Raw genomic sequence first — 24980 nt, 5'->3', positions numbered from 1 at the left:
GGCGCTGGCCCGCGGTCAGCCCTGCCGGTTGTCGGCCAGCAGCCGCGCGGCCATGCTCTGCGCCTGCCGCTCGGCGTCCCGCGCGTCCGAACGCCGCCTCGCCAGCAGGGACTTGGCCCGCAGCGCGGTCACCCGGTCCTGGTGCGGGCGGTCGGCGAAGAGGCTGTCCAGCAGCGACTCGGCGGCGGACAGGTGCCCCTCGGCCCGCGACCGGTCACCCGCCAGTTCACGGGCGCGGGCCAGCAGCAGTTCCAGGCGCGGCAGCAGCGGGCACCGGGAGCCGTAGACGTCCACGGTGGCGTCGCGCGCGCGCAGCAGTTGGACCGCCGCCGCCTGGACGTCCCCGGCCGCCAGCAGCACATGGCCCTCCGCCGTCCTGAACCGCGCGTAGAGATGCGGCCGTTCGACGTTCGCGCGCTCCACGAAGGGCCGCATCGCATCGATGTGCCGTTGGGCCCGGGTGATGGCCCGATACCACCGGTCGTCGCTGTACGGTTCCCGTTCGGCCCACTGCGAGCCGGACGCGTACTGCGCGAGGCTTGTCGCGAGCAATTCGGTGAGGGCCAGGTACAGATCGAAGTGCTCGCGTGTCGCGGCCGTGGCCAGAGACGCGAGGTCGGCCTCGGTGCCGCTGTCGGCGGCGCCGAGGCGCAACCGCAGGAGTGCCTCCTCGGCCAGCGGCACAGCGGCACCGATGGCGGACGATGACACTTCGTCCCTGGCGGCCGCGATCGAGGCGTCGAGGAACGAGTCCCGGCAGCTGTCGAGGAGTTCCGCCGTCATGTCGTCCCTGCGACCTCCCCAGGACGACGGCTCCGGCGACCGGCCGTACGACCGGGACGCCCGGCTGAGGTCGCCGGTCACGAACCCGTGCCTCAGGAGACCCTGGCCGACAAGGCGCCGACCACGCTGAGACACCGTCGGCTCCAGCCTCAGGTATTCCTCCTTCGCCGAATCCAACGAGCCACACCACAGCGCGAGTTCGGCTCTGGCCAGCGCGGCCTCCTCCTTCGCGGAAGGCGAACCGCGCCCGGCGCCGGGAGCCGCCTCGATCTCGGTGCAGCGCTCCAGCGCCTGCCGCACCAGGCCGCGCGCCAGCCGTGCCCGCAGGGAGATGATCCGCCAACTCTGGCGCTCGTTGGGGATGAACAGCGACCTCGACAGGGGCCTGTCGTCGCCCAGCGCGATCAGGGCCAGCCGTTCGGCCTCCGCCGCGGAGCCGTGCAGCAGCTGATACCGGCTCCAGTTCACCAGCAGCGTGAGGATGGGGTCGGTGGTGGGGAGCACCTGGTCCTCGCGGGTATCCATGACCCGCCCGACCAACTCGCCGAACGGCGGCCCACTTTCGTACGCGGCCCAGGTCGCGGGATCGGGGGTCGGCTCCGGGTAGAAGCGGGACAGGGTCCCGACCAGCGCGCGCCGGAAGCGCGCGGCGTCCTGGCGGGTCACCCGGGCCCGCACGGCGGTACGGGCCGACTCGGTCAGCCGCAGCGCCGTCCCGTCGACCTCGGCCAGATTGCCTTCCACCAACCGTGCGGTGTCGACGGGGAGTTCGGAGGACGGACCGCGTCCCTCCGGCCACGACGCCCACAGCGCGGACACCGTGGCTCCTGTGACGCCGTCGCCGGTGTCGAGGAAGTCCAGCAGCCACAGAGTGAGCAGCAGGTCGGGGCTGAGGGGAAGCACCGGGGAGAACGGACCGGCGTCGGCCGCCTCCCGCGCCGTGAAACCCGCCGTCACCGACGCCACGTCCCAGATCCGCGCGCGGCCGAAGGACGAGGCCGTGGCCAACAGGGGCCTGCCGTAAGTGCCGTTGAAGGCGGCGACGGCCACCACACGGCTGGTGTCCCCGGTGGCGACGGTGCCGACCGGCTGAGCGGACGCGGTGTCCCAGAGCGTGACCGTGCCCTCGGCGTCGATCGCCGCGACCAGGTCGGGCCGGCCGTGGACGTGGACGGTGGTGAGCGCCTCCACCTGTCCGAGCCGTGCGGGCAGGTCGCTGTCGACCTCCTCGCCGCTGGCGGCGTCCCTGACGTGGACGGTGCGGTTCTCCGGCGGGTGGTCCCCGGTCACATGGAGACAGAGCGGCCGTGCGCCGGGGCCGGTGAAGAAGGTGAGGGCGCGGACGCGGCCCACCAGGGGGGTGAGGGCCGAGCCGAATTCGGTGCCGGTCCCGGGGTCCCAGCAGCGCAGGGCGACGTCAGGGCCCGCCGTGACCAGGACGAGCCGTCCGTCCGCGTCGGTGAAGCTCGTCAGGAGGTGCGCCCCGAACGACGGGCCGGCGACGAGCGTGCGCGTCCGTGTGCCCGCAAGGAGGTCCCAGAGGGAGACGGCGCCGCCGATCCCCGCGACGGCGGCCTGCGGACGGCCGTTGGCGTCGGGGAAGACGGTGAGCGTCTGCACGGCGTCGGGGCCGCCCTCCAGCGGTACGCCCGGGCCCGCGCTCCCGGCCGCGTCCCACAGGTGCGCGCCCTGGCCGTAACCGGCCGCCACCAGCCACACGCTGCCGCCCCAGACGTATCCGGCAAGGCCCCGGTCGCCCTTGGCGGTGGCCCACTCGTAGAGCGGCAGGACCGGTTCGTCGGGGCTGCCGAACAGGCGGCCGAACTCGGCCCGTACGTCGATCGCCTGGAGCGCGCCGGGGTTGGTCGGCATGCGCTGGGCCAGTTCGTAGAGCCTGCTCGGGGTGGAGCGGTCCAGCGCCAGCAGGTCGGGCTCGATGTTCGCGGTGAGGTGGTCCATGATCTCGGCGCGGGTCAGCTCGCCGAGGGTGACGACGGTGCCCAGGCTCGACGGGTCGCGAACGCCGTCGAGGGAGGCCACGGTGAACAGCACGGAGCCCCGGCCGTACGGGGGAAGGCATCCCTCCAGCGCCTCGCGCAGGCCCTCGCCGTAGGACCGGACCCGGTCGAAGATCAGCAGCCAGTCGCGGTGTGCGCCCAGGCGTGCCCACAGGTCCGTGGGGGGCGCGGAGCGGTGCTCCCGGTCCGGGGTGAGCGCGGACTCCAGCGCGGTCAGCCCTTCGCGCAGGCTCTGCCGGGTCCGTGCGTCGATCCGGTGGACGAAGCTGTGCCGGGGCCCGTACTTGCGGACGTACTCCTGCACCAGGCGGGTGCGGCCCGACCCGTTCGCGCCGACGACGACGGCCACCGAGGGCATGCTCCAGCCGCGGTCCGCCGTGCGGTCGGCGGGGGAGGGTCGCAACGTCCTTTTCAGGGTGTCCAGTTCGGGGGCGCGGCCGATCATCCGCTCGGGATCGGGCGGGGTGGTGACCGGCGGGACGGGGAGGAGGCGTTCGGGGTGCGGGACGGTGGAGGCGTGCGGCGTCGCTGCTGGCCCCTCCTGCGGCCCGGCGTCGAGCACGTCCAGGGCGCGTCCCTCGGCCGCTGCCGTCAACTGCCGTGCCAGCGCCCGGTGCTGACCGCCCGCGCCGCTGAGGACGGCGGCGGCGACCTCGGCGAAGGGGAGGCTGCATTCGGGCAGGAGCCGGCCGGAGGCGCCGTTCTCGGGGGCCGCCGCGGGGGCCGAGGCGGCGTCGACGGCCAGGGAGGCCAGCGCCCGGAAGTCCAGGGTGCCGCCGAAGGTCGCGGCGACGCGGCCGGAGACGCGCGCGAGGACGTCGTCCAGGACGTGCAGGGATTCGGTACGGGTCAGCTCGGCGAGCAGCGCGTCGCGGACGCCGGGGGCGAAGTCGTAGACGACCTCGTCGGGGTCGGTGGGCGGTGCGGGCGCGGGCGCGTCATCGGGGGCGGGGCCGCGGCGCTCGATCAGGCCGGAGAGGAAGAGTTCGGCGAGGTCGGTCTGGCCGGAGCCGGGGACGGTGGCCTGCTGGACGAGCCGCATGACGGGCAGGCTCAGCGGGGCCGCCGCGAGGTGGCAGGCGAGGCGGAAGGCGTCGGGGGAGCAGCCGGAACGGAAGCGGGCGACGCGCTCCGCGGGGCCCGGCGGCTCCGAGGGGGCGGCGGCGCGCGCGGGCCGGGGCGCGCCGTGTACGGGCGCCGCCAGCATCGGGGACCAGCCGGGCACGCGGCCCGCGACCAGACCGGCCCAGGGTGCCAGCCAGGAGCCGTCCACCTCCATCACCGGCAGCCAGCGCACCCCGTGCGGGCGGGCGCCGCGCGGCAGGCCCGGCACGGCGGCGGCCGTCCGTACCTCGGCGACCGGCCGCGCCGCGTCGGGCACCCGCAGCTCGACCGGTGCCGTCCGCAGCGCGGTGCGGTGCCACAGCCTGCGCGGCAGGACCTGGAGCGCGGCCACCGGGCGTTCCCGGCCCGCGCGGGCCAGGAATTCGGGCAGCTCGTCGCCGTACCAGGCGGGGCCGACGCCGTCGGTGAGCACGAGCAGCAGCGCCCGGCCGGCGGGGTCCTCCAGGGCGCGGCTCCAGCGCGGACCCGCGGGACCCGCCGGGGCCGCCGGGCGGGCGGACTTGCGGCGGCGGAAGGGGGACAGGCGCGGCGCGGGGCCGTCGGTCGACAGCGACCAGCACCGTACGTCGCCGAAGGCGCCGTGCCGCTCCAGCACCGTGCACAGCTCGGTGGCCAGGCGGTGCCAGACCGCCATCGTGGCGCCGGTGTCGATCAACAGGTCGACGGAGAACCGGCGTTCGCTCGCCGGCCGCCAGACCGGCAGCAGATACTCCGCCTCGCCGGTCGCCTGGGCGGTGGCCTCCTCGTCGAGGACCGCGGGTCCCGGCGCGGGCACGGACTGGCGCAGCGGGCGCAGGGCGCGGGCGAGGTCCAGGGAACCGCTGAGCGCGGGCGGCTGGGTGACCCGCACGACATGCGCGGCGGGGCCGCCGGGCGCGGGCGCGGCCTTGGTGAGCGAGTGCAGGCCGACGCGCAGGGCGGGGGTGGCGGGCGCGGCCGGTGGGCGGCGCGGTCCGGGTACGGGGTCCGGTGCGCGCTCCCGCTCCGCCGGTTCGGAGCCCGGCCGTACGGGGTCCGGTTCCGGTGCGACCGCCCGCGGCGGCTCCTCCGGGCCGCTGCCGTCCACCTCGTCGGCCCCGTCTTCCGCCGTCAGTCCGGCCAGCCGTGCCAGCCACACCACGTCGGCCATTTCGACAGCCGTGGGGCCGTCCTCGTGGCCGCCGAGGAGCCCGGCCAGTACGGCCCTGAGCCCGTCGGGGTGCTCGGGTGGCCGCGGCGGTGGCGGTGGCGGTGGGGGCATGGCGGGCGCGGGTCAGGACTCGTTGAGGGGGCGGAGGAGGACGCTCTCGATGAACTCGCGGTCCTGCCGGCCCGACCACAGGCCGCGGTCGGCCATCAACAGAGCGTTCAGGAGCTGGTCGTTGGCAAGCTCCGCGCCCTCCTCGCGCTGGCGGCGCAGGAACTCGGCGATGACCGCGGCGCGTTCGGCCGCCGCGCCGGGGGCGCCGGGTCCCAGGTGCGCGGTGACCATCGCGGCGAGCCGGTCCGCGTCCGGCGGCTGGATCTCCAGCCGGACGCAGCGACGCAGGAACGCGGCCGGGAACTCCCGCTCGGCGTTGCTCGTCAAGACGGTGAAGGGGAACTGAGCACAGCGCACCGTCCCGCCAGTGACGGTGGCCGTCCGCGCACCGTCCGCGGTCATGACTTCCTGATCACCCGGCCCCAGCCGGGCGAGTTCCGGAATCCCGAATTCGCCTTCCTCGAAGACGTTCAGCAGGTCATTGGGCAGATCGAGATCACTCTTGTCGATCTCGTCGATGAGCAGCACCCGCGGGTGCCGCCAGGGCAGCAGCGCCGTGCCGAGGGGACCGAGCCGCAGATAGCGGCCGACGGGCGGCGGCTCCTCCCTGCCGGTGCCGCCCCCGGTGCCGCCCCCGGTGCCGTCGGTCCCCGCGCCGCCCGTGCTCCCCGCCGGACCGCGTCCCATGCCCGCGTCGTGCAGACGGCCGATCGCGTCGTACGCGTACAGGCCGTCGCGCAAGGTGGCGCGGCTGGTGATCGGCCAGCGCAGCACGGGACCGAGGCGCAGTTCGTGGGCGACCGCGTAGGCGAGTGTCGACTTGCCGACTCCCGGCTTGCCCGTGATGAGCAGGGGGCGGCGCAGGTGCAGGGCCAGGTTGACGAGCTGCACCTCGCGCCGGTCGGCCTGATAGGCGACGGCCTGGCGGTCGCGGCCGAGCCGCCGGGCGGTCGCGCCGTCCGCGCCCGGTCCCGTGCCGTCGGCGGGCGGCGGGGGCAGTTCGCCGGGGTCGCCGTACTCGGTGCCGAAGGCCCGCCAGGCGGGGGCCTCCGGCAGGCCGTCGATGCCGTCGTGCGGGGTGCCGGTACCCCGGTACACCCACCAGTCGTCGCCGTTCGCCGTCACCGCACCGCTCCTTGTCCTCTGCGTCCTGTGCGTCCTGTGCGCGTCGTCCGCATGTCAGGCCATCCCCGCGTACGGCGTGTCCTGGTCGGCATCCACGCTGTCCGGGTCGTCCCAGAGCAGCGTGATGTTGTTCCGCACGTCGTCGGCGCCCGCCGTCCTGCCGTACTTGCGGCAGCGGTGCACGGTCTCCGGCAGGTCGAGCAGCCGGGCCGGGGGGTGGGCGCGCAGCGCCGTCACCAGCTCGCGCGGGTCGCCGGGGTCGCGCCGCCACAGCATGACGGGCACGCCCTCGGTGTACAGCGCGTCCTTCACGGCCGCGAGCAGGTGCGCCGAGAGCCGGTCGTACGGCACGGTCAGGCCGAGGCAGGCCAACTCGGGCTGCCGTACGAGGGATTCGGTCAGCTCAGCCGCGGCGGACCGCCCGTGCAGCCGGGGCCAGGAGATCCTGCCGAGCGCGTCGTCCGCCGGGTCCGCCTCCCGAGCCCCGGTTCCGGCCGTGTCGCCGTTCCCGCCGCCGAGCGGGGCCGCCGCCGCTCGCTGCGGGTCCCGGCGCAGGTGCTGCCAGCGCTGCCGCCACGCGCCGATGACCCAGGAGTCGGTGTACCGCTCCAGGGACCGTACGACGACGGGGTGGTGCTGGCCGAGCGGGGTACGGGTCGGGCCGGCCGACCACAGCTCGGCGCTGTAGCCCAACAGGGCCTCGGGCAGCAGGAATTCGACCCGGACACCGCCGCCCGCGCCGCGCACCTCGCGGGCCAGTTCCGTCCACGCCGACATCCGGGCGCTGCCCGCGCCGGTCAGCTCGCTGCGGCGGAAGGGCTCGCTGGGCGGCAGCGCCGCCACCCGGCGCAGCGGGCCGCCGTGCACGGCCTGCCGGTAGTAGGCGCCGCGCAGTTCGTAGCTGCCGTCCTCGACATGCTCGGGGCCCGCGGCCTCGACGCGGATCTGCACGATCAGCCGGTCGGCGGCCTCCGGGCTCTGCGCTCCGCCGCCGGCCGTCCCGGTGTCCCCGGCCCGGCCGCCGCCCAGCGCGCCGAGCAGCTCGCGCAGCGCCGCCCAACGGGCGTACGCGGCAAGGTCGGTGTCGGCCGTGACGGAGCCGAGGAAGCGCAGCAGCGGTACCGCCCGGCCCGCGTCGCCGCCGGGGCCGCCGCCCCGTAGGTCGGACAGGCGCACCAGGATCTCCGGCAGGGTCTCGCGGCCGGTGAGCAGCGCGGTGCCGGGCGCGCCGTGCGGGACATGGCGCGCGAGCTGGGCGGGGGAGGGGAGATGCGGGAGGTCCGCGCGCAGCGCGGTGAGGACGGCGAGCGAGGCGTCGGGCGGCAGGGGCGCCGCGCCGGTCAGGCCCAGGACGGCCAACTCCAGCCACGGCAGGGCCTTGTCGTACGGCGCCTGACCGCGCAGCGCCGCCCGCAGCGCGTCCAGTGCCGCGTCGGGGTCGGGGCGGGTCTCGATCGCGCCGACGAGATTGCGCAGGTGGGCGCGGGCGACGAACTCCTCGCGGACGTCGAGCCGGAAGCGGGCCCGGCGCGCGCCCCGCACGCCGCCCGGACCGTACGGTCGCGGCTCGTGGCGCTCCGCCGCCTCGTCCATCCGCTGGAGCAGGTCGAGCCGGTCGCTGTGCCGGGACAACTGCGGGAATTCCTCCAGCAGTTCACCCAGCAGCTCGGCCGCGCCGACCGGCCACGGACCCCCGTCGGCCGCCGGACCGGGACCGTCCCCGGCCCTGCCCACCTTGCCCAGCAGGCGCTTCGCCGTCCACTTCCCCTCCACGGAACCCATCGCGCTACGCGTCCCCCCAGCCGCCGATCGCCCGCCCGACCAGGTCGCGCAGCCGCTCCAAGGCCCGGTCGTCCGGCACGATCTCCTCCATCGCCGTGAACAGGGCGCGCCACGCGGCCCCCTCGTCCCGGAACCGGCGGCAGCTCAGCACCAGCCGGAAGAGGTGGTCCCGGCGGCCCGGCCGCTCCTCCACCTCGAAGGAGTACGGCAGGCCGAGGTGGTCGCCCATCCGGTCGAGCAGGTCGTAGCGGTTGTCCGCGCGTCCCAGAGAGGGGAACGCCAGCAGGGCGTCGACCAGTTCCATGTCGCTGGGCGGCGGGCCGGGCGCGGCGGCCGTCGCGGCGGAGCCGGCCGGGGCGTCGGCGATACCCAGGAGGCCGCGCAGGGCCGAGACCGGGGTGCACCAGCCGCCCCGGTCGTCCCGGTACGAGCGGCTGCCCTTCACCACACCGACCACGAGACCGGCCCGGTCGAGCAGCATGCTGCCGCTGAAGCCCTCGCGGACGCCGTCGCCCAGCACCCGGAAGAAGTCGCCTGACCTGGCTCCTGTGCGCAGCGCGAGCGAGTCCGGCTGGACACCGGGGGAGGGGGTGAACTCCGAGTAGCCGAGCGCCGTCACCTCGGTGCCCGGCTCGGGGTCGCTGGCCGCGAGCGACGCGACGGGGTGCCCGGACCACCCGGCCACGGTCAGCAGCGCCAGGTCCGGATACGGGTGGAAGCGCCCGCCGTCGCTGTGCGGAGGCACCGCCCGTACGCCGTCCGCCGCCACGGGACCACCGCCGGACGGGTGACGTACGACGATTCCGGCCGCTCCGGCCACCACGTGCGCGGCGGTGACGACGAGCCCGTCCCGTACGAGGAAGCCGCTGCCCCGGAAGGTCCCGCCGATCTCCAGCCACACCGCGCGTAAGTGCGCCTCGCCGCCCAGCGGCCCGGCGCCCCACCAGGCGACGGCCCCAGCGCTCACGGCTGTCCGCCGGACCCGGAGCCCGTGTCCCCGGCCGGGCCGGTCCCGTCCGCGGCGGCTCCGACCACCGCCGTGACGGCCGCTTCAGCCGCTTCAGCCGCTTCAGCCGCCACGGCCGCCTCGGCCGCTTCCGCGCGGGCTCTGCGCGCCGCCAGGTCCCAGGAGAGCCGTACGGTCAGGCTGGCCTCGCTGCCCGCCTCCGCGATGATCCCGAAGAGCTGGCCGGACTTCACGGCCAGATTGAGGCCGAATTCGACCTCGAAGGCGTCGGGGGAACCGGCGGCGCCGCCCTCCGTCACCGTTTCGGCCGCCCAGCGGCCGACACTGCGGACGGTGTCGCGCACCTGGCCGAGGCTCAGGGCGACGGCCGAGCCCAGCGCGGCGGCGCGGCGGCCGACGTCGACACCGACGTCGCCGTACGCGTCGGCGCCGCCCGCGCCGGAGGCGGCCTCACCGGGCTGCCGGAAGGTGAGGTCGCCGATGACCTCGGCCTCCACCGTCGAGCCGTCGCCCAGGTCGATCGTCACGGTCTCCGTCATGGCGTTCCCTCCCCGTCCCGCCAGCAGGATAGAGGCGCCCGAGGGCACGCCGTGCGGCTTTCCCCACCTGCCCCCCGGCCGAAGCCGCTGCCGCCGACCGGCCGTACCCCGGCCGTACCCCGGCCCTCCTGAGGCCGTACCCGACGCCGTCCGCCCGCGCGGCCCCTGGCCGGAGGCTCGCCAGCCGCCGCCGGAAGGCTTCCGGTCACCCCGCCGGGCCGCTGCCGAACGCGGCCGGTCCCCATAAGCCCGGCCCCTGCCGTCCCCCGGCACCGGCGGTCCACCGGCCGCCGCCGGGCCCCTGGTGGTCCACGTAAGTCCGGCCCCGCCTTCCCCGGCACCGACGCCCCACCGGACCCCGTCCGGTACGCCCCGACCGGCCGCCGCCGGGCCCCGGCGGTCCCCGGAAGAAGGGCCCCCTCGCAGCGGCCGGGCCATTCCGGCCATTACGGCGCGCGTCAGTGGGCACGTACTACGTCGTGGACAACGTGCGGTGTCCGCGGGCGCGCCTACCGTGAGAGACGGGACGGCAGCACAATCGAACTTCTGAAGGGCGGGACCCACCGTGACAACGACAGGCGCAGCCGCGTACGCGTTCTGGCTGGCGGGCCGTGAGGCCACCGGTACGGACACCTTCGATGTGACCAGCCCGTGGGACGGCGCGGCGGTCGGCCGGGTGAGCGTGCCGACGGACGCCCAGGTCGAGGAGGCGGTGGCGGCGGCAGCGGCGGCGCAGGACGCGTTCTCGGCGACGCCCGCCCATGTGCGCGCGGCGGCGCTCGACCACGTGTCGAAGCGGCTCGCGGAGCGGTCGGAGGAGGTCGCCCGGCTGATCACGGCGGAGAACGGCAAGCCGATGAAGTGGTCGCGCGGCGAGGTCGGCCGCGCCGTGTCCGTCTTCCGCTGGGCCGCGGAGGAGGCCCGCCGCTTCAACAGCGGCGAGGCGCAGCGGCTGGACACCGACGCCGGCGGCGTCGGGCGGCTCGCGCTGACCCGCCGCTTCAGCCGCGGCCCGGTGCTGGGCATCGCGCCGTTCAACTTCCCGCTCAACCTGGTGGCCCACAAGATCGCCCCGGCCATCGCGGTCGGCACGCCGATCATCCTCAAGCCCGCCCCCGCGACCCCGCTGTCCGCGCTGCTGCTCGGCGAACTCCTCGCCGAGACCACCGGCCTGCCCGAGGGCGCCTGGAGCGTGCTGCCGGTGGCGAACGACCGGATGTCCTCGCTGGTCCAGGACCCGCGGCTGCCGGTGATCTCCTTCACCGGCTCCGACACCGTCGGCTACCAGATCATGGACTCCGTGCCGCGCAAGCACGTCACCCTCGAACTCGGCGGCAACGCCGCCGCCGTCGTCCTCGCCGACTGGTCGTCCGAGGCCGACCTGGACTGGGCGGCGAGCCGGATCGCCACCTTCGCCAACTACCAGGCGGGCCAGTCCTGCATCTCGGTGCAGCGCGTCATCGCCGACACCGCCGTCTACGACGCGCTCGCCGAGAAGATCGTCGCCAAGGTGCGCGCGCAGGCGGTCGGCGACCCCGGCGACGACGCGACCGACGTCGGTCCGCTGGTCAGCGAGGCCGCCGCCGAGCGCGTCGCCTCCTGGGTCGACGACGCCGTCGGCAAGGGCGCCAAGCTGCTGACCGGCGGGGTGCGGGACGGCGCGAGCTACGCCCCGACCGTCCTGGCCGACCTGCCCGCCGACGCCGTCCTCGCCTCGGCCGAGGCATTCGGCCCCGTCCTGTCGCTGCACCGGGTGAACGGCACCGACGAGGCTTTCGCCGCCGTCAACGACTCCCGCTTCGGCCTCCAGAGCGGCGTGTTCACCCACGACCTCCAGGCCGCCTTCCGCGCCCACCGCGAACTGGAGGTCGGCGGCGTCATCATCGGCGACGCGCCCTCCTACCGCGCCGACCAGATGCCGTACGGCGGTGTGAAGGACTCCGGCACCGGGCGCGAAGGCGTCAAGTACGCGATGGACGACTACACGTACGAGCGCGTGCTGGTCCTCACCGGCCTGGACCTCTAGGCGCGGGACCTCCAGGCGCGGGACCGCTAGACACGGGACCTCCAGGCACCGGCCTCCGAGCCCCGAGGGATTCGGCCGACCTCGCGCCGCGGATGGTCGGGTCGGCCGGATTCGGGTAGTACGGACAAGTAGCACCGGTTGGTAACCGGCTACCCGGAGGTGACGCAACCGTGTCCGCACCCACCGCACGCAAGGTCTCGGAGCGCGAAGCACGTCAGGTGGCGGAGGCCGCCAGAGAACAGGACTGGCGCAAGCCCAGCTTCGCCAAGGAACTGTTCCTCGGCCGCTTCCGCCTCGACCTGATCCACCCCCACCCGCTGCCCGCGGCCGAGGCGGTGGAGAAGGGCGAGGCGTTCCTCGACCTGCTCAAGGGCTTCTGCGAGACGAAGGTCGACGGCGCCAGGATCGAGCGCGAGGCGCGGATTCCCGACGAGACGATCGCGGGCCTGAAGGAAATCGGCGCCTTCGGGATGAAGATCGACACCGCGTACGGCGGCCTCGGCCTCACCCAGGTGTACTACAACAAGGCGCTGGCCCTCGCCGGTTCCGCGAGCCCCGCGATCGGTGCGCTGCTGTCGGCCCATCAGTCGATCGGCGTACCGCAGCCGCTGAAGATGTTCGGCACGCGGGAGCAGAAGGAGAAGTTCCTGCCGCGCTGCGCCCGTACCGACATCAGCGCCTTCCTGCTCACCGAGCCCGACGTCGGCTCCGACCCGGCGCGGCTGGCCACCAGCGCGGTCCGCGACGGCGACGACTACGTACTCGACGGCGTGAAGCTGTGGACCACCAACGGCGTCATCGCCGACCTGCTCGTCGTCATGGCCCGGGTGCCGAAGCCGGACGGCGGCGCGGACACCTACGAGGACCACAGGGGCGGCATCACCGCCTTCGTCGTGGAGGCCGACTCCCCGGGCATCACCGTGGAGAACCGCAACGCCTTCATGGGCCTGCGCGGTCTGGAGAACGGCGTCACCCGCTTCCACCAGGTCCGGGTCCCGGCCGCGAACCGGATCGGCGCCGAGGGCGCGGGCCTGAAGATCGCGCTGACCACCCTGAACACCGGCCGCCTGTCGCTGCCCGCCATGTGCGCGGGCGCGGGCAAGTGGTGCCTGAAGATCGCCCGCGAGTGGTCGGCCGCCCGTGAGCAGTGGGGCAAGCCGATCGCCGAGCACGAGGCCGTCGGCGCGAAGATCGCGTACATCGCCGCCACCACGTTCGCGCTCGAAGCCGTACTGGACCTGTCGTCCCAGATGGCGGACGAGGACCGCAACGACATCCGGATCGAGGCCGCGCTGGCCAAGCTCTTCGGCTCTGAGGCCGCCTGGCTGATGGCCGACGAACTGGTGCAGATCCGCGGCGGGCGCGGCTTCGAGACCGCCGACTCGCTGGCCGCCCGCGGCGAGCGCGCCGTCCCGGCCGAGCAGATGCTCCGGGACCTGCGGATCAACCGGATCTTCGAGGGCTCCACCGAGATCATGCACCTGCTGATCGCCCGCGAGGCCGTCGACGCCCACCTGTCCGTGGCGGGCGACCTGATCGACCCCGACACCACCCTGGGCGACAAGGCCAAGGCGGGCGCCAAGGCGGGCGGCTTCTACGCCCGCTGGCTGCCCAAACTGGTCGCGGGCCCGGGCCAGCTCCCGCACGCGTACGCCGAATTCGGGCCGCTCGCCGGACACCTGCGGTACGTGGAGCGCAGCGCGCGCAAGCTGGCCCGCTGCACCTTCTACGCGATGTCGCGCTGGCAGGGCCGGATGGAGACCAAGCAGAACTTCCTCGCCCGGATCGTCGACATCGGCGCGGAACTCTTCGCGATGAGCGCCGCCTGCGTCCGCGCCCAGCATCTTGCCGCGACCGGCGACCACGGCCGGGAGGCCCGCCGTCTGGCCGACGCCTTCTGCCACCAGTCGCGCATCCGCACCGAGGAGCTGTTCGCCCGGCTGTGGACCAACACCGACAGCACCGACCGCCGCCTCACCCGCTCCGTGCTCAACGGCGACCTCACCTGGCTGGAAGCCGGAATCGTCGACGCCAGCCGCGAGGGCCCGTGGATCGCGGAGGCCGAGCCCGGCCCGTCGCGGGCGGACAACGTCCGCCGACCGGTGCACTGACAGCCGCCACGGCAGGACAGAATGGCCCCATGACGGACGCTCTCGCAGACCCGCACTACCGCCCGTACACGACCGGAGAGGCGGCGGCCGGCGGCCGACGGGACATCGTGATCCTCGGCTCGACCGGCTCTGTCGGCACCCAGGCCATCGACGTGGTGCTCCGCAACCCGGACCGCTTCCGCGTCGTGGCCATCTCCGCCGCGGGCAGCCGCGCGGAACTGCTCGCCGAACAGGCGCACCAGCTTCAGGTGCATACGGTCGCGGTCGCGGACGAGGCCGCCGTGGAGCCGCTGCGACAGGCCCTGACCAGGCACTTCGGCCCCGGCAACGGGCCGGAGCTGCTGGTCGGCCCGGAAGCCGCCACCCAGGCCGCGACCCTGGAGTGCCACGCCGTGCTCAACGGCATCACCGGCTCGATCGGCCTGCGGCCCACGCTGGCGGCGCTGGAGGCCGACCGCGTGCTGATCCTCGCCAACAAGGAGTCGCTGATCGTCGGCGGCCCCCTGGTGAAGGCCGTCGCGAAGCCCGGCCAGATCGTGCCCGTCGACTCCGAGCACTCCGCGCTCTTCCAGGCGATGCTCGGCGGCAGCCGCGCCGAGGTCCGCAAGCTCGTCGTCACCGCCTCCGGCGGCCCCTTCCGCGGCCGTACCCGCGAGGAGCTGGCCGACGTCAAGCCCGCCGACGCCCTCGCGCACCCCACCTGGGACATGGGCCCGGTGATCACCATCAACTCCGCGACCCTGGTCAACAAGGGCCTTGAGGTCATCGAGGCGCACCTGCTCTACGACATCCCGTTCGAGCGGATCGAGGTCGTCGTCCACCCCCAGTCCTACATTCACTCGATGGTGGAATTCGTGGACGGATCGACGCTCGCCCAGGCCAGCCCGCCCGACATGCGGATGCCGATCGCGCTGGGTCTCGGCTGGCCGGACCGGGTCCCGGACGCCGCGCCCGCCTTCGACTGGTCGAAAGCCTCGACATGGGAATTCTTCCCGCTCGACGACGACGCGTTCCCGTCCGTCGCATTGGCGCGACATGTGGGTAGCCTCGGAGGCACCGCGCCCGCGGTGTTCAACGCGGCCAACGAGGAGTGCGTCGACGCCTTCCTCGCCGGCCAGCTGCCGTTCACCGGGATCGTGGACACCGTCGCGAAGGTCGTCGAGGAACACGGCGTGCCCGGGACGGGAACTCGACTGACCGTCGAGGACGTCCTCGAAGCGGAGGCGTGGGCCCGTGCCCGTGCCAGGGAACTCGCGAACGTGAACGGGAACAACGGGAGTGCGGACGTGAACGGGAACGTGAACACGAGCGCGTCGACATCGGAGGCAGCAGGCGTATGACCGCTCTCATGACGGTCCTCGGCATAGTGGTCTTCGCCGTGGGCCTGATGGTCTCCATCGCCTGGCACGAGCTGGGCCACCTCTCCACGGCCAAGCTCTTCAAGATCCGCGTGCCGCAGTACATGGTCGGCTTCGGCCCGACGATCTGGTCCCGGCACAGGGGCGAGACCGAGTACGGCTTCAAGGCCGTGCCGCTCGGCGGCTACATCCGCATGATCGGGATGTTCCCGCCGGGGGCGGACGGCAAGGTCTCCGCCCGGTCGACCTCGCCGTGGCGCAGCATGATCGAGGACGCCCGCTCGGCGGCGTACGAGGAGCTCCAGCCCGGCGACGAGACGCGGATGTTCTACACGCGCAAGCCGTGGAAGCGCGTCATCGTGATGTTCGCCGGACCGTTCATGAACCTGATCCTGGCCGTCGCGCTGTTCCTCGGCGTGTTCATGGGCTTCGGCATCAGCATGCGCACCACCGTGGTCAGCCAGGTCAGCGACTGTGTGATCTCGCAGGCGGACACCGCCAAGCGCGACGTGAACAACCCGTGCCTGCCCTCCGACCCGGTCGCGCCCGCCAAGACCGCGGGCTTCAAGGCCGGCGACAAGATCGTGGAGTTCAACGGCCACCCGGTCGGCGACTGGAACGCCCTGTCCAAGGACATCCGCGACGGCATCGGCCCGGCCAGCGTCGTCGTGGTCCGCGACGGACAGCGGCTCACCCTGCACCCCACCATCACCACCAACACCGTCGCCAAGACCGACAGCGACGGCAACTACGTGGACGGCACGGTCAAGGCGGGCTTCCTCGGCTTCAGCCCGGCCAGCCACATCCAGCCGCTGGGCTTCACCGATTCCGTGAACCACATGGGCGACATGGCCAAACAGGGCGTGAATTCTCTGATCAGCCTGCCCAAGCGGATTCCCGACCTGTGGAACGCGGCCTTCAACGGCGCGCAGCGCAAGCCGGACTCCCCGATGGGCGTCGTCGGCGCCGCCCGCGTCGGCGGCGAGGTCTTCGCGCTCCAGGAGCCCGCCATCAACCGCGTCATGACCATGGTCATGCTCGTCGGCGGCTTCAACCTCTCGCTGTTCCTGTTCAACATGCTCCCGCTGCTGCCGCTGGACGGCGGCCACATCGCGGGCGCGCTGTGGGAGTCCGTCCGGCGCAAGGCCGCCAAGGTCTTCCGCAAGCCGGACCCCGGCCCCTTCGACGTCGCCAAGCTCATGCCGATCGCCTATGTCGTGGCCGGAATCTTTGTGTCCTTCACCTTGCTTGTCCTGATCGCCGACGTGGTCAACCCCGTCAAACTGAGTTCGTAATGGGATGAGGGGCGTGTGGGTCGTGGGCGGGGTGCCGTAACCTCGGTTATCGGAGCCCGCCCACGCGGGACCTCGATCCACACCTTGGGGATGCCACGCAATGACCGCGATTTCGCTCGGGATGCCAGATGTTCCGATCAAGCTCGCCGAACGCCGCAAGAGCCGTCAGATCCAGGTCGGGTCGGTCCCGGTGGGCGGGGACGCGCCTGTTTCCGTCCAGTCGATGACGACGACCCGTACCTCTGACATCGGTGCCACTCTTCAGCAGATCGCGGAGCTGACGGCTTCGGGCTGTCAGATCGTGCGGGTGGCGTGTCCGACGCAGGATGACGCCGACGCGTTGGCGACGATCGCGAAGAAGTCGCAGATTCCGGTGATCGCGGACATTCATTTTCAGCCGAAGTACGTGTTCGCGGCGATCGATGCCGGGTGTGCGGCGGTTCGGGTGAATCCGGGGAACATCAAGCAGTTCGACGACAAGGTCAAGGAGATCGCGCGGGCGGCTTCGGACGCGGGGACGCCGATCCGGATCGGTGTGAACGCGGGGTCGCTGGACGCGCGGCTGCTGAAGAAGTACGGGAAGGCGACGCCTGAGGCGCTGGTGGAGTCCGCGCTGTGGGAGGCGTCGCTGTTCGAGGAGCACGGTTTCCGGGACATCAAGATCTCGGTGAAGCACAACGACCCGGTGGTGATGGTCAACGCCTACCGGCTGCTGGCCGCGCAGTCGGACTATCCGCTGCACCTGGGTGTGACGGAGGCGGGTCCGGCGTTCCAGGGGACGATCAAGTCCGCTGTGGCGTTCGGCGCTCTGCTGTCGGAGGGTATCGGGGACACGATCCGGGTGTCGCTGTCGGCTCCTCCGGCGGAGGAGGTCAAGGTCGGTATCCAGATTCTGGAGTCGTTGAATCTGCGGCAGCGGCGGCTGGAGATCGTGTCGTGTCCGTCGTGCGGGCGTGCGCAGGTGGATGTGTACAAGCTCGCGGACCAGGTGTCGGCGGGTCTTGACGGTATGGAGGTCCCGCTGCGGGTCGCGGTGATGGGCTGTGTCGTCAACGGTCCGGGTGAGGCCCGTGAGGCCGACCTCGGTGTCGCGTCGGGCAATGGCAAGGGTCAGATCTTCGTCAAGGGTGAGGTCATCAAGACCGTGCCGGAGTCGAAGATCGTCGAGACGCTGATCGAAGAGGCGATGAAACTCGCCGAGCAGATGGAGGCCGACGGCACCATGTCAGGCGAACCGCAGGTGAGCGTCTCCTGACTGCCGAGCAGCCCGCGCGACCGGCCGCCGGGCCACGCCCGAGCCCCGCGCCCGCCGCCCACCGGTGGCCGGACGCGGGGCGCGGCACGGCCCCGCGCGGTAAAGTGCGCAGATCATCCCAAGCCTGCTGCTCAAGCCAAGCCTGCTGCGGCCCGTACGGTGAGGCACCCACGTGTTGACCACATCGACTGCCAAGGTCCTCGAACCGGGCGATCTCGACGCCGCCCTCGCCGTACTCAACCGCGACCCGGTGGCCAACGCCTTCGTCACCTCCCGGGTCAATGTCGCCGGGCTCGACCCCTGGCGGCTCGGCGGCGAGATGTGGGGCTGGTACAGCGGCGGCAGACTCACCTCGCTCTGTTACGCGGGCGCCAACCTCGTACCGCTGTGCGCCACCCCCGAGGCCATCCGCGCCTTCGCCGAGCGCGCCCGCCGGGCCGGCCGCCGCTGCTCCTCGATCGTCGGCCCCGCGGAACCCACCGCCGACCTGTGGGCGCTCCTCGAACCCCACTGGGGCCCGGCCCGCGAGGTCCGCTCCCACCAGCCGCTGATGACCACCCGCGCGCTGCCCGCCGACATCACGCCCGACCCGCTGGTCCGCCGCGTCCGGCGCGACGAGATGGACGTGATCATGCCCGCGTGCGTGGCCATGTTCACCGAGGAGGTCGGCGTCTCCCCGCTCGCGGGCGACGGCGGCCTGCTCTACCAGGCCCGCGTCGCCGAACTGGTCTCCACCGGACGGGCCTTCGCCCGCATCGAGGACGGCCGGGTCGTCTTCAAGGCCGAGATCGGCGCCGTCACCCGGCACACCTGCCAGATCCAGGGCGTCTGGGTCGCCCCCGAACACCGCGGCAAGGGCCTGTCGGAGACCGGCATGGCCGCCGTCCTGCACTACGCCCTGCGCGATGTCGCCCCGGTCGCCAGCCTCTACGTCAACGACTTCAACGCCCCCGCGCGGGCCGCCTACCAGCGGGTCGGATTCTCCGAAGTCGGCGCGTTCATGAGTGTGTTGTTCTGACCGCGCTCGAAGGCCGCGGGCGCTGGGGGTAGTGTCCCGGCCCATGGAGAACGTGGTGGTCGGACCTGTCGACCTCGGCGCGCGGGTCGACGAAGCCCTCGCCGTACAGGCGCTCGCCTTCGGGCTCGGCCCCGGCGAGGTCGCCATCCGGCGGCAGATCGTGCTCCGGCACCTCAACTACCCCGGTGCGCGGGCCCTCGGCGCGCAGACCGACGACGGACGGCTGGTCGGCTTCGTCTACGGCCTGCCCAACGACCGCGGCCACTGGTGGTCGAGCGTCGTCCAGCCGTACCTGCGGCAGCGCGGCACCGACGGCTGGCTCGACGACTCCTTCGTCATCACCGAACTGCACGTGCTGCCCGACTTCCAGGGCCACCGGGTCGGCCGCCGCCTGATCACCGAGATCACCGACACCGCCACCGAGCCGCGCAGCATCCTCTCCGCGATCGACGGCGACAGCCCCGCCCGCCGCCTCTACCACGCCCTCGGGTACCAGGACCTGGCCCGCCCGGTGCACTTTCCGAGCGCCGCCCGCCCCTACGCCGTGATGGGCGCGCCGCTGCCGCTGCTGCGGTAGAGCGCGGCGCGGGGCGGGCGCGTGTGGGGGAAAAGGGTTGTGCGGGCGCCCGGCGGCCCGGCTACCCTCGCCGCACCCCCGACCTTCACGGAGAACGCCATGGTCCTGCGCATGTCCCGGCTGATGCTCAAGACGCTGCGCGACGCCCCGGCCGACGCGGAGACCGCCAGCCACAAGCTGCTGGTCCGCGCCGGATACGTGCGCCGCTCGTCCGCCGGGATGTGGACCTGGCTGCCGCTCGGCAAACGCGTCCTGGACAACGTCGCCCGCGTCGTACGCGAGGAGATGGAGGCGATCGGCGGCCAGGAGGTGCTGCTGCCCGCGCTCCTGCCCCGCGAGCAGTACGCGGCCACCGGACGCGCCGACGAGTACGGCGACCTGCTCTTCCGGCTCACCGACCGCAAGGGCGCCGACTATGTGCTCGGCCCCACCCACGAGGAGGTCTTCACGCAGATCGTGAAGGACCAGTGCACGTCCTACAAGGACCTGCCCCTGACCCTCTTCCAGATCCAGACCAAGTACCGCGACGAGGCCAGGCCCCGCTCGGGCGTGCTGCGGGGCCGCGAGTTCCAGATGAAGGACGCGTACTCCTTCGACACCGACGACGAAGGGCTCGCCGCGTCGTACCGGCTGCACCGGCAGGCGTACATCCGGATCTTCGAACGCCTCGGCTTCGACTTCCGCGTCGTCTCCGCCGTCTCCGGCGCCATGGGCGGCTCCGCCTCCGAGGAGTTCCTGGCGCCCGCCGCCGCGGGCGAGGACACCTTCGCGGACTGCCCCGCCTGCGACTACGCCGCCAATACGGAGGCGGTCACCTTCACGGCCGCGCCCGGTGACGCGGCTGCCGCTGAGCACGGCCCCGTCGAGGAACTGGACACCCCCGACACCCCCACCATCGAATCGCTCGCCGCCCGCCTCGGCGTGCCCGCCTCCGCCACACTCAAGAACCTGCTGGTCACGGTGGACGGCGAGATCACCGCGGTCGGCGTCCCCGGCGACCGCGAGGTGGACCTCGGCAAGCTCGCGGAACACCTCGCGCCCGCAGCCGTCGCACTCGTCACCGCCGAGGACTTCGCCGACCGGCCCGATCTCGTACGCGGCTACGTCGGCCCCCAGGGCCTGGGCGTCCGCTACCTCGCCGATCCCCGGATCGCCCCCGGCACCGCGTGGGTCACCGGCGCCAACAAGCCCGGCAGGCACGCCGCCAACGTCGTCTGCGGCCGGGACTTCACCGTCGACCGCTACCTCGACGTGGTCACCGTCCGCGCCGGTGACCCCTGCCCCCGGTGCGGCACCGGGCTCCGCCTCGACCGGGCCATCGAGATCGGCCACATCTTCCAGCTCGGCCGCAAATACTCCGACGTCTTCCAGCTCGACGTCCTCGGGCGCGACGGCAAGCCCGTGCGCGTCACCATGGGCTGCTACGGCATCGGCGTCTCGCGCGCCGTCGCCGCCCTCGCCGAACAGACCGCCGACGACGCGGGGCTGTGCTGGCCCGCCGAGGTCGCCCCCGCCGACGTCCACGTCATCGCCGCGGGCAAGGCCGAACAGACCGCTCTCGCGGAGGAGGCCGCCGCCGCGCTGCACGCCGCGGGACTGCGGGTCCTCCTCGACGACCGGCCCTCCCTCTCGCCCGGCGTCAAATTCACCGACGCCGAGCTCATCGGCGTCCCCACCCTCCTCATCGCCGGCCGCCGCGCCCGCGACGCCGTCGTCGAGCTCAAGGACCGCCGCACCGGCACCCGCCGAGAGCTCCCCCTCCCCGAAGCCCTCGCCCTCCTCACCACCCCCCACTGACGGCTCGCCGCCGTGGCTGATCGCGCGGTGACAGCTCGACCCCGTCGTGCGGTCGGCGCGCCACCGCCGTGGCTGGTCGCGCAGCTGGGGCTCGATCCCGTCGTGCGGTCGGCGGTCGCGCGGGTCCCCGCGTCCCTGGGAAGGCGGCTCCTTGCGGGATCAGACCCACCCCCGACTCAGCCCGTCCGGCGATTGAGGACTTTCGGGGAGGGGAGGGGCGGGGGGCTAGAGCCAGGAGGCGAATTCGAGGAGGAGCTCGGCGGCTTCGCGGTCGCCGACGGAGAGGTACCAGACGCCGGCCTCGACGGCACGGAAGAGGGCCCAGCCGCGAAGGCGCTCGGGCTCGACCTCAAGAGCGGCGGCGAGCTTGGCGAGCCGCCGCCGGGCCGCGGCCCGGGAACCGGGCTGGGCGGCCAGGGTCGGAAGCCGGTCACGGACCAGCCACGCGAGATCGTAGGCCCGCTCACCGACCAGCGGCTTCGGGTCGATGGCCAGCCACGCCATCCGCTCCCCGGCCAGCACATTGCCGTGGTGATAATCCCCGTGCAGCAGCACCTCCTCGGCGCCCGAGGCGACCAGCTCCGCGTGCACCGACAGTGCCTCGTCGACGAGGCCGACCGCCTCGGCCGCCCAAGGCCGCTCCCGCCGCTCGCGCAGCAGCGCCACCAACGCGCCGGTGTAGTCGGCGACCGACGTGAAGGGATGCCCCTCGGCCGGCGGCACCCAGAGCCGCTGAAGAACCCCGGCGGCCTCCAGCATCGCCTTGGGCTCGGCGAGCGACCGCAGCGACACATCCGCCTGAAGCCGCTCCAGCAGCATCGCCCCCTCGCCGGGATCGGCGTCGAGGAGGCGTACGGCGCCCCGCCCGTCCCAGTGCGCGAGCGCCGCGTGCTCGTGCTCGGTCTCCCGCGTGACCATGCCGACCTTCAGCACCGCCGGCACCCCGTCCGCGGTGCGGACCAGCACGATCATGCTGATCTGGCCCCCGGCCGCGAAGACCCGCTCGACGGTCAGCCCCCACCGCTCCAGGAACCGCGCCACCCGGTCGGGGAGTTCGGCCAGCCACACCCGGCCCGCCTCGCCCTCCCAGGCCCCGACGGTGCGGACCAGCCGCTCCGGCGGCTCCAGCCGTACGCCTTCCGGCCCCCCGTGGTGCGCTGCTGAAGCCATCCCTGTGCGTTCCCTCCGTGTCGTGTGCGGCGGGGAACGGTGATCAGCTCCGTTCCGCCAACCCCGGGAAGGCTACGCTGCCACCGCGCCACCGCACGGCACGCACCGCCGCCTCGCGCATGGCGCCCGCCGCGTCCCGCCTGATGTCCCCGATCGCGGACCGCACCACGTCGCCGTAGGCGCCCGCCACCCGCTCCTCCAGATACGCCGCCAGCCGCAGCGCCGCCGCCGCGTCCGCCACCGGGAACGGCAGCTGGTAACCCGCCGCCGCCGTCACCGGCACTCCGCCCAGATCGCGCACGGTACGGCCCAGCACGTCCCGCCGCGCGCGGTGCGCGTCGTACGCCTGCCGCGCCTCGGGCCGGCGGCTCCCGCCGACCAGGCCGCCCACGACGCCGTAGCCGTACACCGCCGCGTGCTCTGCGGCCAGCGCCGCCTGCGCCGCGTCCAGCACCGCGCTCATCGCACCGCCCCCTTCGTCCCGAGCAGCGCCACGTGCCCGGCGCCCGCCGCCGCCACCGACGCGAACAGCCGGGCCGTCTCGCCCGGCACATTGAGCAGCGCCGTCGCCCGGCTGTCGGCGAGCCGCCGCTCCTCGTCCGCCAGGGACTTCAGGGCCGCGGACGGCGAGGAGGCCGGGGGAGCGGACGGCGAGGAGGCGGGGGTCGCGGCGGACGTCGCGCCGGGGGACGGCGAGCCGGTCGGTACGGGCGCCGCCCGGCCGCCGAACGCGCCCACGTGCAGGGCCACTTCGGCCCGCAGCGGCGCCAGCCGACCGGCGAGCGCCGGATACGCGGCGGCCACCGCGTCGTACCGCGCCAGCAACGCCGCGCTGTCGCGGACCGCCTGGCGCAGCGCCAGTTCGCCCGGTTCGGGCAGCGTGGCCTTGTGTCCGGCCCCGTCCGAGCCCGCTGTTCCACCACCTCCGGAACACCCGGCACTGACGACAACGGCCGCCACCGCCACCACACTCCGCCTGCTGAGCCGAGGCACGTCCGGGATCATTGGGCGAGTGTAAGGGTGCGCGGGAGGGCGCTCGGCGCCGCCTCCCGGCGGCCCGCGATGGCGCGGCGACGTGTGGAAACTCGGGTAATCTCTCCTTTACACGCGACCTTCCACCACAACAGCACACGCGGCCGAGGAGTCACCCGGATGAGCACCACCCAGAGCGAGAGGCTGCGCGGGCTGCTTGAGCCGCTCGTCGTGAGGACGGGACTGGATCTGGAAGAGGTCACGGTGACGGCCGCGGGCAAGCGGCGGCAGTTGCTGGTCGTCGTGGACTCGGACGAGGGCGTGCAGCTCGACGCGGTCGCGGCGCTGAGCCGGGAGATCTCGCAGGCGCTGGACGCCTCGGACGCGATGGGCGACGCGGAGTACGTCCTGGAGGTCACCTCGCCGGGCACCGACCGGCCGCTGACCGAGCCCCGGCACTTCCGGCGCAACAGCGGCCGGCTGGTGAAGCTCCAGCTCAAGGAGCGCGGCGAGCTGATCGCGCGGATCATGACGGTGGACGACGCGGGTCTCGACCTGGAGGTCCCCGGCGTCAAGGGCCGCAAGCCCAAGCCCGCCCGCGCGGACTTCGCCGAGATCGAGAAGGCCCGCGTGGAGGTCGAGTTCAACCGCAAGAACGCGGCCGGTGACGACGTCCACGAAGACGACGGCGTACAGGACGACGTGCACGACGAAGACGAAGACGTACACGACGTACACGAAGACGACGAGAACGACGAGGAGGCGTAGCCGTGGACATCGACATGAAGGCCCTGCGGGGTCTGGTGCAGGAGAGGCAGATCTCGTTCGACCTGCTGGTCGAGGCGATCGAGTCGGCGCTCCTCATCGCGTACCACCGCGAGCCCGGCAGCCACCGCAAGGCCCGCGTGGAGCTGGACCGCACCAGCGGACACGTGACCGTATGGGCGAAGGAGGACCCGGAGGAGGTCGCCGAGGACGCCGAGCCGCGCGAGTTCGACGACACCCCGACCGGCTTCGGCCGGATCGCCGCGTCGACCGCCAAACAGGTGATCCTCCAGCGGCTGCGCGACGCCGAGGACGACATCACCTTCGGGGAGTACGCGGGCCGCGAGGGCGACATCGTCTCCGGCCTGGTCCAGCAGGGCAAGGACCCGAAGAACGTGCTGGTCGACATCGGCAAGCTGGAGGCGATCCTGCCGGTCCAGGAGCAGGTGCCCGGCGAGGACTACCGGCACGGCACCCGGCTGCGGGCGTACGTGGTCCGGGTCGCCAAGGGCGTACGCGGCCCGTCGGTGACCCTGTCGCGGACCCACCCCAACCTGGTGAAGAAGCTCTTCGCGATGGAGGTCCCGGAGATCGCGGACGGCTCGGTGCTGATCGAGGCCATCGCCCGCGAGGCCGGACACCGTACGAAGATCGCGGTCCGCTCGACCCGCTCGGGGCTGAACGCCAAGGGCGCCTGCATCGGCCCGATGGGCGCGCGGGTACGGGCCGTGATGGCCGAGCTGAACAGCGAGAAGATCGACATCGTCGACTGGTCGGACGACCCGGCCGAGATGGTGGCGAACGCGCTGTCCCCGGCCCGCGTCTCCAAGGTCGAGGTGGTCGACGCCGGTGCCAGGTCGGCGCGGGTGACCGTGCCCGACTACCAGCTCTCGCTCGCCATCGGCAAGGAGGGGCAGAACGCCCGCCTGGCCGCCCGGCTGACCGGCTGGCGGATCGACATCCGCCCGGACACCGAGCAGCCGCAGAGCTGAGGGCCGGGCCCGGAACACGGACCGAAAGCGGTCGGCGGCGGGCGATGCATGCCCTCCGCCGACGG

At 73.4% G+C, this 24980-nt stretch carries 18 protein-coding genes; 10 read left to right on the top strand and 8 right to left on the bottom strand.

The window, feature by feature from the left end; genetic code table 11:
• Positions 1-15 precede the first annotated feature (15 nt).
• The 5 genes from ACIOC1_RS05075 to ACIOC1_RS05055 are packed head-to-tail and all read right to left on the bottom strand — an operon-like array spanning position 16 to position 9579.
• Positions 16-5166 (bottom strand): SAV_2336 N-terminal domain-related protein, encoded by a 5151-nt coding sequence (locus tag ACIOC1_RS05075; RefSeq protein WP_401852080.1) that lies wholly within the window; start codon positions 5164-5166, stop codon positions 16-18.
• Between the two features lie 12 nt (positions 5167-5178).
• Positions 5179-6291 carry an AAA family ATPase gene (locus ACIOC1_RS05070; protein WP_401852077.1) on the bottom strand — a complete coding sequence of 371 codons (1113 nt, stop codon included), beginning with the start codon at positions 6289-6291 and terminating at the stop codon, positions 5179-5181.
• A gap of 54 nt (positions 6292-6345) precedes the next feature.
• On the bottom strand, positions 6346-8073 hold the full coding sequence (locus ACIOC1_RS05065; protein ID WP_401852075.1) for a hypothetical protein: 1728 nt from the start codon (positions 8071-8073) through the stop codon (positions 6346-6348).
• A 4-nt stretch (positions 8074-8077) separates the two neighbouring features.
• Positions 8078-9040 carry a trypsin-like peptidase domain-containing protein gene (locus ACIOC1_RS05060; protein WP_401852073.1) on the bottom strand — a complete coding sequence of 321 codons (963 nt, stop codon included), beginning with the start codon at positions 9038-9040 and terminating at the stop codon, positions 8078-8080.
• Complete coding sequence (locus ACIOC1_RS05055) at positions 9037-9579, bottom strand: CU044_2847 family protein (protein ID WP_355346580.1); 543 nt, start codon at positions 9577-9579, stop codon at positions 9037-9039. Before ACIOC1_RS05055 ends, ACIOC1_RS05060 begins: the two co-directional genes overlap by 4 nt.
• A 565-nt stretch (positions 9580-10144) precedes the next feature.
• On the opposite strand from ACIOC1_RS05055, the gene ACIOC1_RS05050 reads away from it, so the two are divergent.
• From ACIOC1_RS05050 to ACIOC1_RS05015, 8 genes are all read left to right on the top strand, one after another.
• Positions 10145-11605: an aldehyde dehydrogenase family protein gene (locus ACIOC1_RS05050; RefSeq protein ID WP_391050319.1), complete on the top strand. Its 1461-nt coding sequence runs from the start codon at positions 10145-10147 to the stop codon at positions 11603-11605.
• Between the two features lie 170 nt (positions 11606-11775).
• A complete protein-coding gene (locus ACIOC1_RS05045) occupies positions 11776-13716 on the top strand; it encodes an acyl-CoA dehydrogenase family protein (RefSeq protein WP_401723043.1) in 1941 nt (646 codons plus the stop codon).
• A gap of 29 nt (positions 13717-13745) precedes the next feature.
• Entirely contained in the window at positions 13746-15056 is a 1311-nt protein-coding gene (gene dxr / locus ACIOC1_RS05040) for a 1-deoxy-D-xylulose-5-phosphate reductoisomerase (RefSeq protein WP_401852069.1), read from the top strand.
• Positions 15053-16369 (top strand): M50 family metallopeptidase, encoded by a 1317-nt coding sequence (locus ACIOC1_RS05035; RefSeq protein WP_401852066.1) that lies wholly within the window; start codon positions 15053-15055, stop codon positions 16367-16369. The genes dxr and ACIOC1_RS05035 overlap by 4 nt, the downstream gene beginning before the upstream one ends.
• Before the next feature lie 100 nt (positions 16370-16469).
• Entirely contained in the window at positions 16470-17624 is a 1155-nt protein-coding gene (gene ispG / locus ACIOC1_RS05030) for a flavodoxin-dependent (E)-4-hydroxy-3-methylbut-2-enyl-diphosphate synthase (RefSeq protein ID WP_391050316.1), read from the top strand.
• 172 nt (positions 17625-17796) lie between these two features.
• Complete coding sequence (locus ACIOC1_RS05025) at positions 17797-18642, top strand: GNAT family N-acetyltransferase (protein ID WP_401306076.1); 846 nt, start codon at positions 17797-17799, stop codon at positions 18640-18642.
• 43 nt (positions 18643-18685) lie between these two features.
• Entirely contained in the window at positions 18686-19219 is a 534-nt protein-coding gene (locus ACIOC1_RS05020) for a GNAT family N-acetyltransferase (protein WP_355350329.1), read from the top strand.
• A 99-nt stretch (positions 19220-19318) separates the two neighbouring features.
• Positions 19319-21016, top strand: a complete 1698-nt coding sequence (locus ACIOC1_RS05015; RefSeq protein ID WP_401306074.1) for a proline--tRNA ligase — start codon at positions 19319-19321, stop codon at positions 21014-21016.
• Between the two features lie 225 nt (positions 21017-21241).
• On the opposite strand, the gene ACIOC1_RS05010 is transcribed toward ACIOC1_RS05015, so the two are convergent.
• The 3 genes from ACIOC1_RS05010 to ACIOC1_RS05000 are packed head-to-tail and all read right to left on the bottom strand — an operon-like array spanning position 21242 to position 23191.
• Entirely contained in the window at positions 21242-22186 is a 945-nt protein-coding gene (locus ACIOC1_RS05010) for an aminoglycoside phosphotransferase family protein (protein WP_401852062.1), read from the bottom strand.
• A gap of 43 nt (positions 22187-22229) precedes the next feature.
• Complete coding sequence (locus tag ACIOC1_RS05005; protein ID WP_355350320.1) at positions 22230-22649, bottom strand: ferritin-like domain-containing protein; 420 nt, start codon at positions 22647-22649, stop codon at positions 22230-22232.
• Positions 22646-23191 (bottom strand): hypothetical protein, encoded by a 546-nt coding sequence (locus ACIOC1_RS05000; RefSeq protein WP_391050313.1) that lies wholly within the window; start codon positions 23189-23191, stop codon positions 22646-22648. The genes ACIOC1_RS05005 and ACIOC1_RS05000 overlap by 4 nt, the downstream gene beginning before the upstream one ends.
• Before the next feature lie 147 nt (positions 23192-23338).
• Here ACIOC1_RS05000 and rimP point away from each other — a divergent pair, with 147 nt between their 5' ends.
• Both rimP and nusA read left to right on the top strand, forming a co-directional pair.
• Positions 23339-23926, top strand: coding sequence for a ribosome maturation factor RimP (gene rimP / locus ACIOC1_RS04995; protein WP_391050312.1), 588 nt, complete (start codon positions 23339-23341; stop codon positions 23924-23926).
• Between the two features lie 2 nt (positions 23927-23928).
• Positions 23929-24915, top strand: a complete 987-nt coding sequence (gene nusA / locus ACIOC1_RS04990; protein WP_188279440.1) for a transcription termination factor NusA — start codon at positions 23929-23931, stop codon at positions 24913-24915.
• Positions 24916-24980 lie beyond the last annotated feature (65 nt).

Source organism: Streptomyces sp. NPDC088197 (assembly GCF_044741185.1).
In the GTDB taxonomy this organism is placed as follows: domain Bacteria; phylum Actinomycetota; class Actinomycetes; order Streptomycetales; family Streptomycetaceae; genus Actinacidiphila.
Note: the sequence above shows the minus strand (reverse complement) of the source record. Positions and strands in the feature narration are given on the sequence as shown.

Bases quoted from the DNA above. Each gene is read 5' to 3' on its own strand.
- ACIOC1_RS05035 (WP_401852066.1), top strand. From the start codon at position 15,053: ATGACCGCTCTCATGACGGTCCTCGGCATAGTGGTCTTCGCCGTGGGC.
- ACIOC1_RS05000 (WP_391050313.1), bottom strand. From the start codon at position 23,191: ATGATCCCGGACGTGCCTCGGCTCAGCAGGCGGAGTGTGGTGGCGGTG.
- ACIOC1_RS05075 (WP_401852080.1), bottom strand. From the start codon at position 5,166: ATGCCCCCACCGCCACCGCCACCGCCGCGGCCACCCGAGCACCCCGAC.
- ispG (WP_391050316.1), top strand. From the start codon at position 16,470: ATGACCGCGATTTCGCTCGGGATGCCAGATGTTCCGATCAAGCTCGCC.
- ACIOC1_RS05015 (WP_401306074.1), top strand. From the start codon at position 19,319: ATGGTCCTGCGCATGTCCCGGCTGATGCTCAAGACGCTGCGCGACGCC.
- rimP (WP_391050312.1), top strand. From the start codon at position 23,339: ATGAGCACCACCCAGAGCGAGAGGCTGCGCGGGCTGCTTGAGCCGCTC.
- ACIOC1_RS05065 (WP_401852075.1), bottom strand. From the start codon at position 8,073: ATGGGTTCCGTGGAGGGGAAGTGGACGGCGAAGCGCCTGCTGGGCAAG.
- ACIOC1_RS05055 (WP_355346580.1), bottom strand. From the start codon at position 9,579: ATGACGGAGACCGTGACGATCGACCTGGGCGACGGCTCGACGGTGGAG.
- dxr (WP_401852069.1), top strand. From the start codon at position 13,746: ATGACGGACGCTCTCGCAGACCCGCACTACCGCCCGTACACGACCGGA.
- ACIOC1_RS05020 (WP_355350329.1), top strand. From the start codon at position 18,686: ATGGAGAACGTGGTGGTCGGACCTGTCGACCTCGGCGCGCGGGTCGAC.
- ACIOC1_RS05005 (WP_355350320.1), bottom strand. From the start codon at position 22,649: ATGAGCGCGGTGCTGGACGCGGCGCAGGCGGCGCTGGCCGCAGAGCAC.
- ACIOC1_RS05010 (WP_401852062.1), bottom strand. From the start codon at position 22,186: ATGGCTTCAGCAGCGCACCACGGGGGGCCGGAAGGCGTACGGCTGGAG.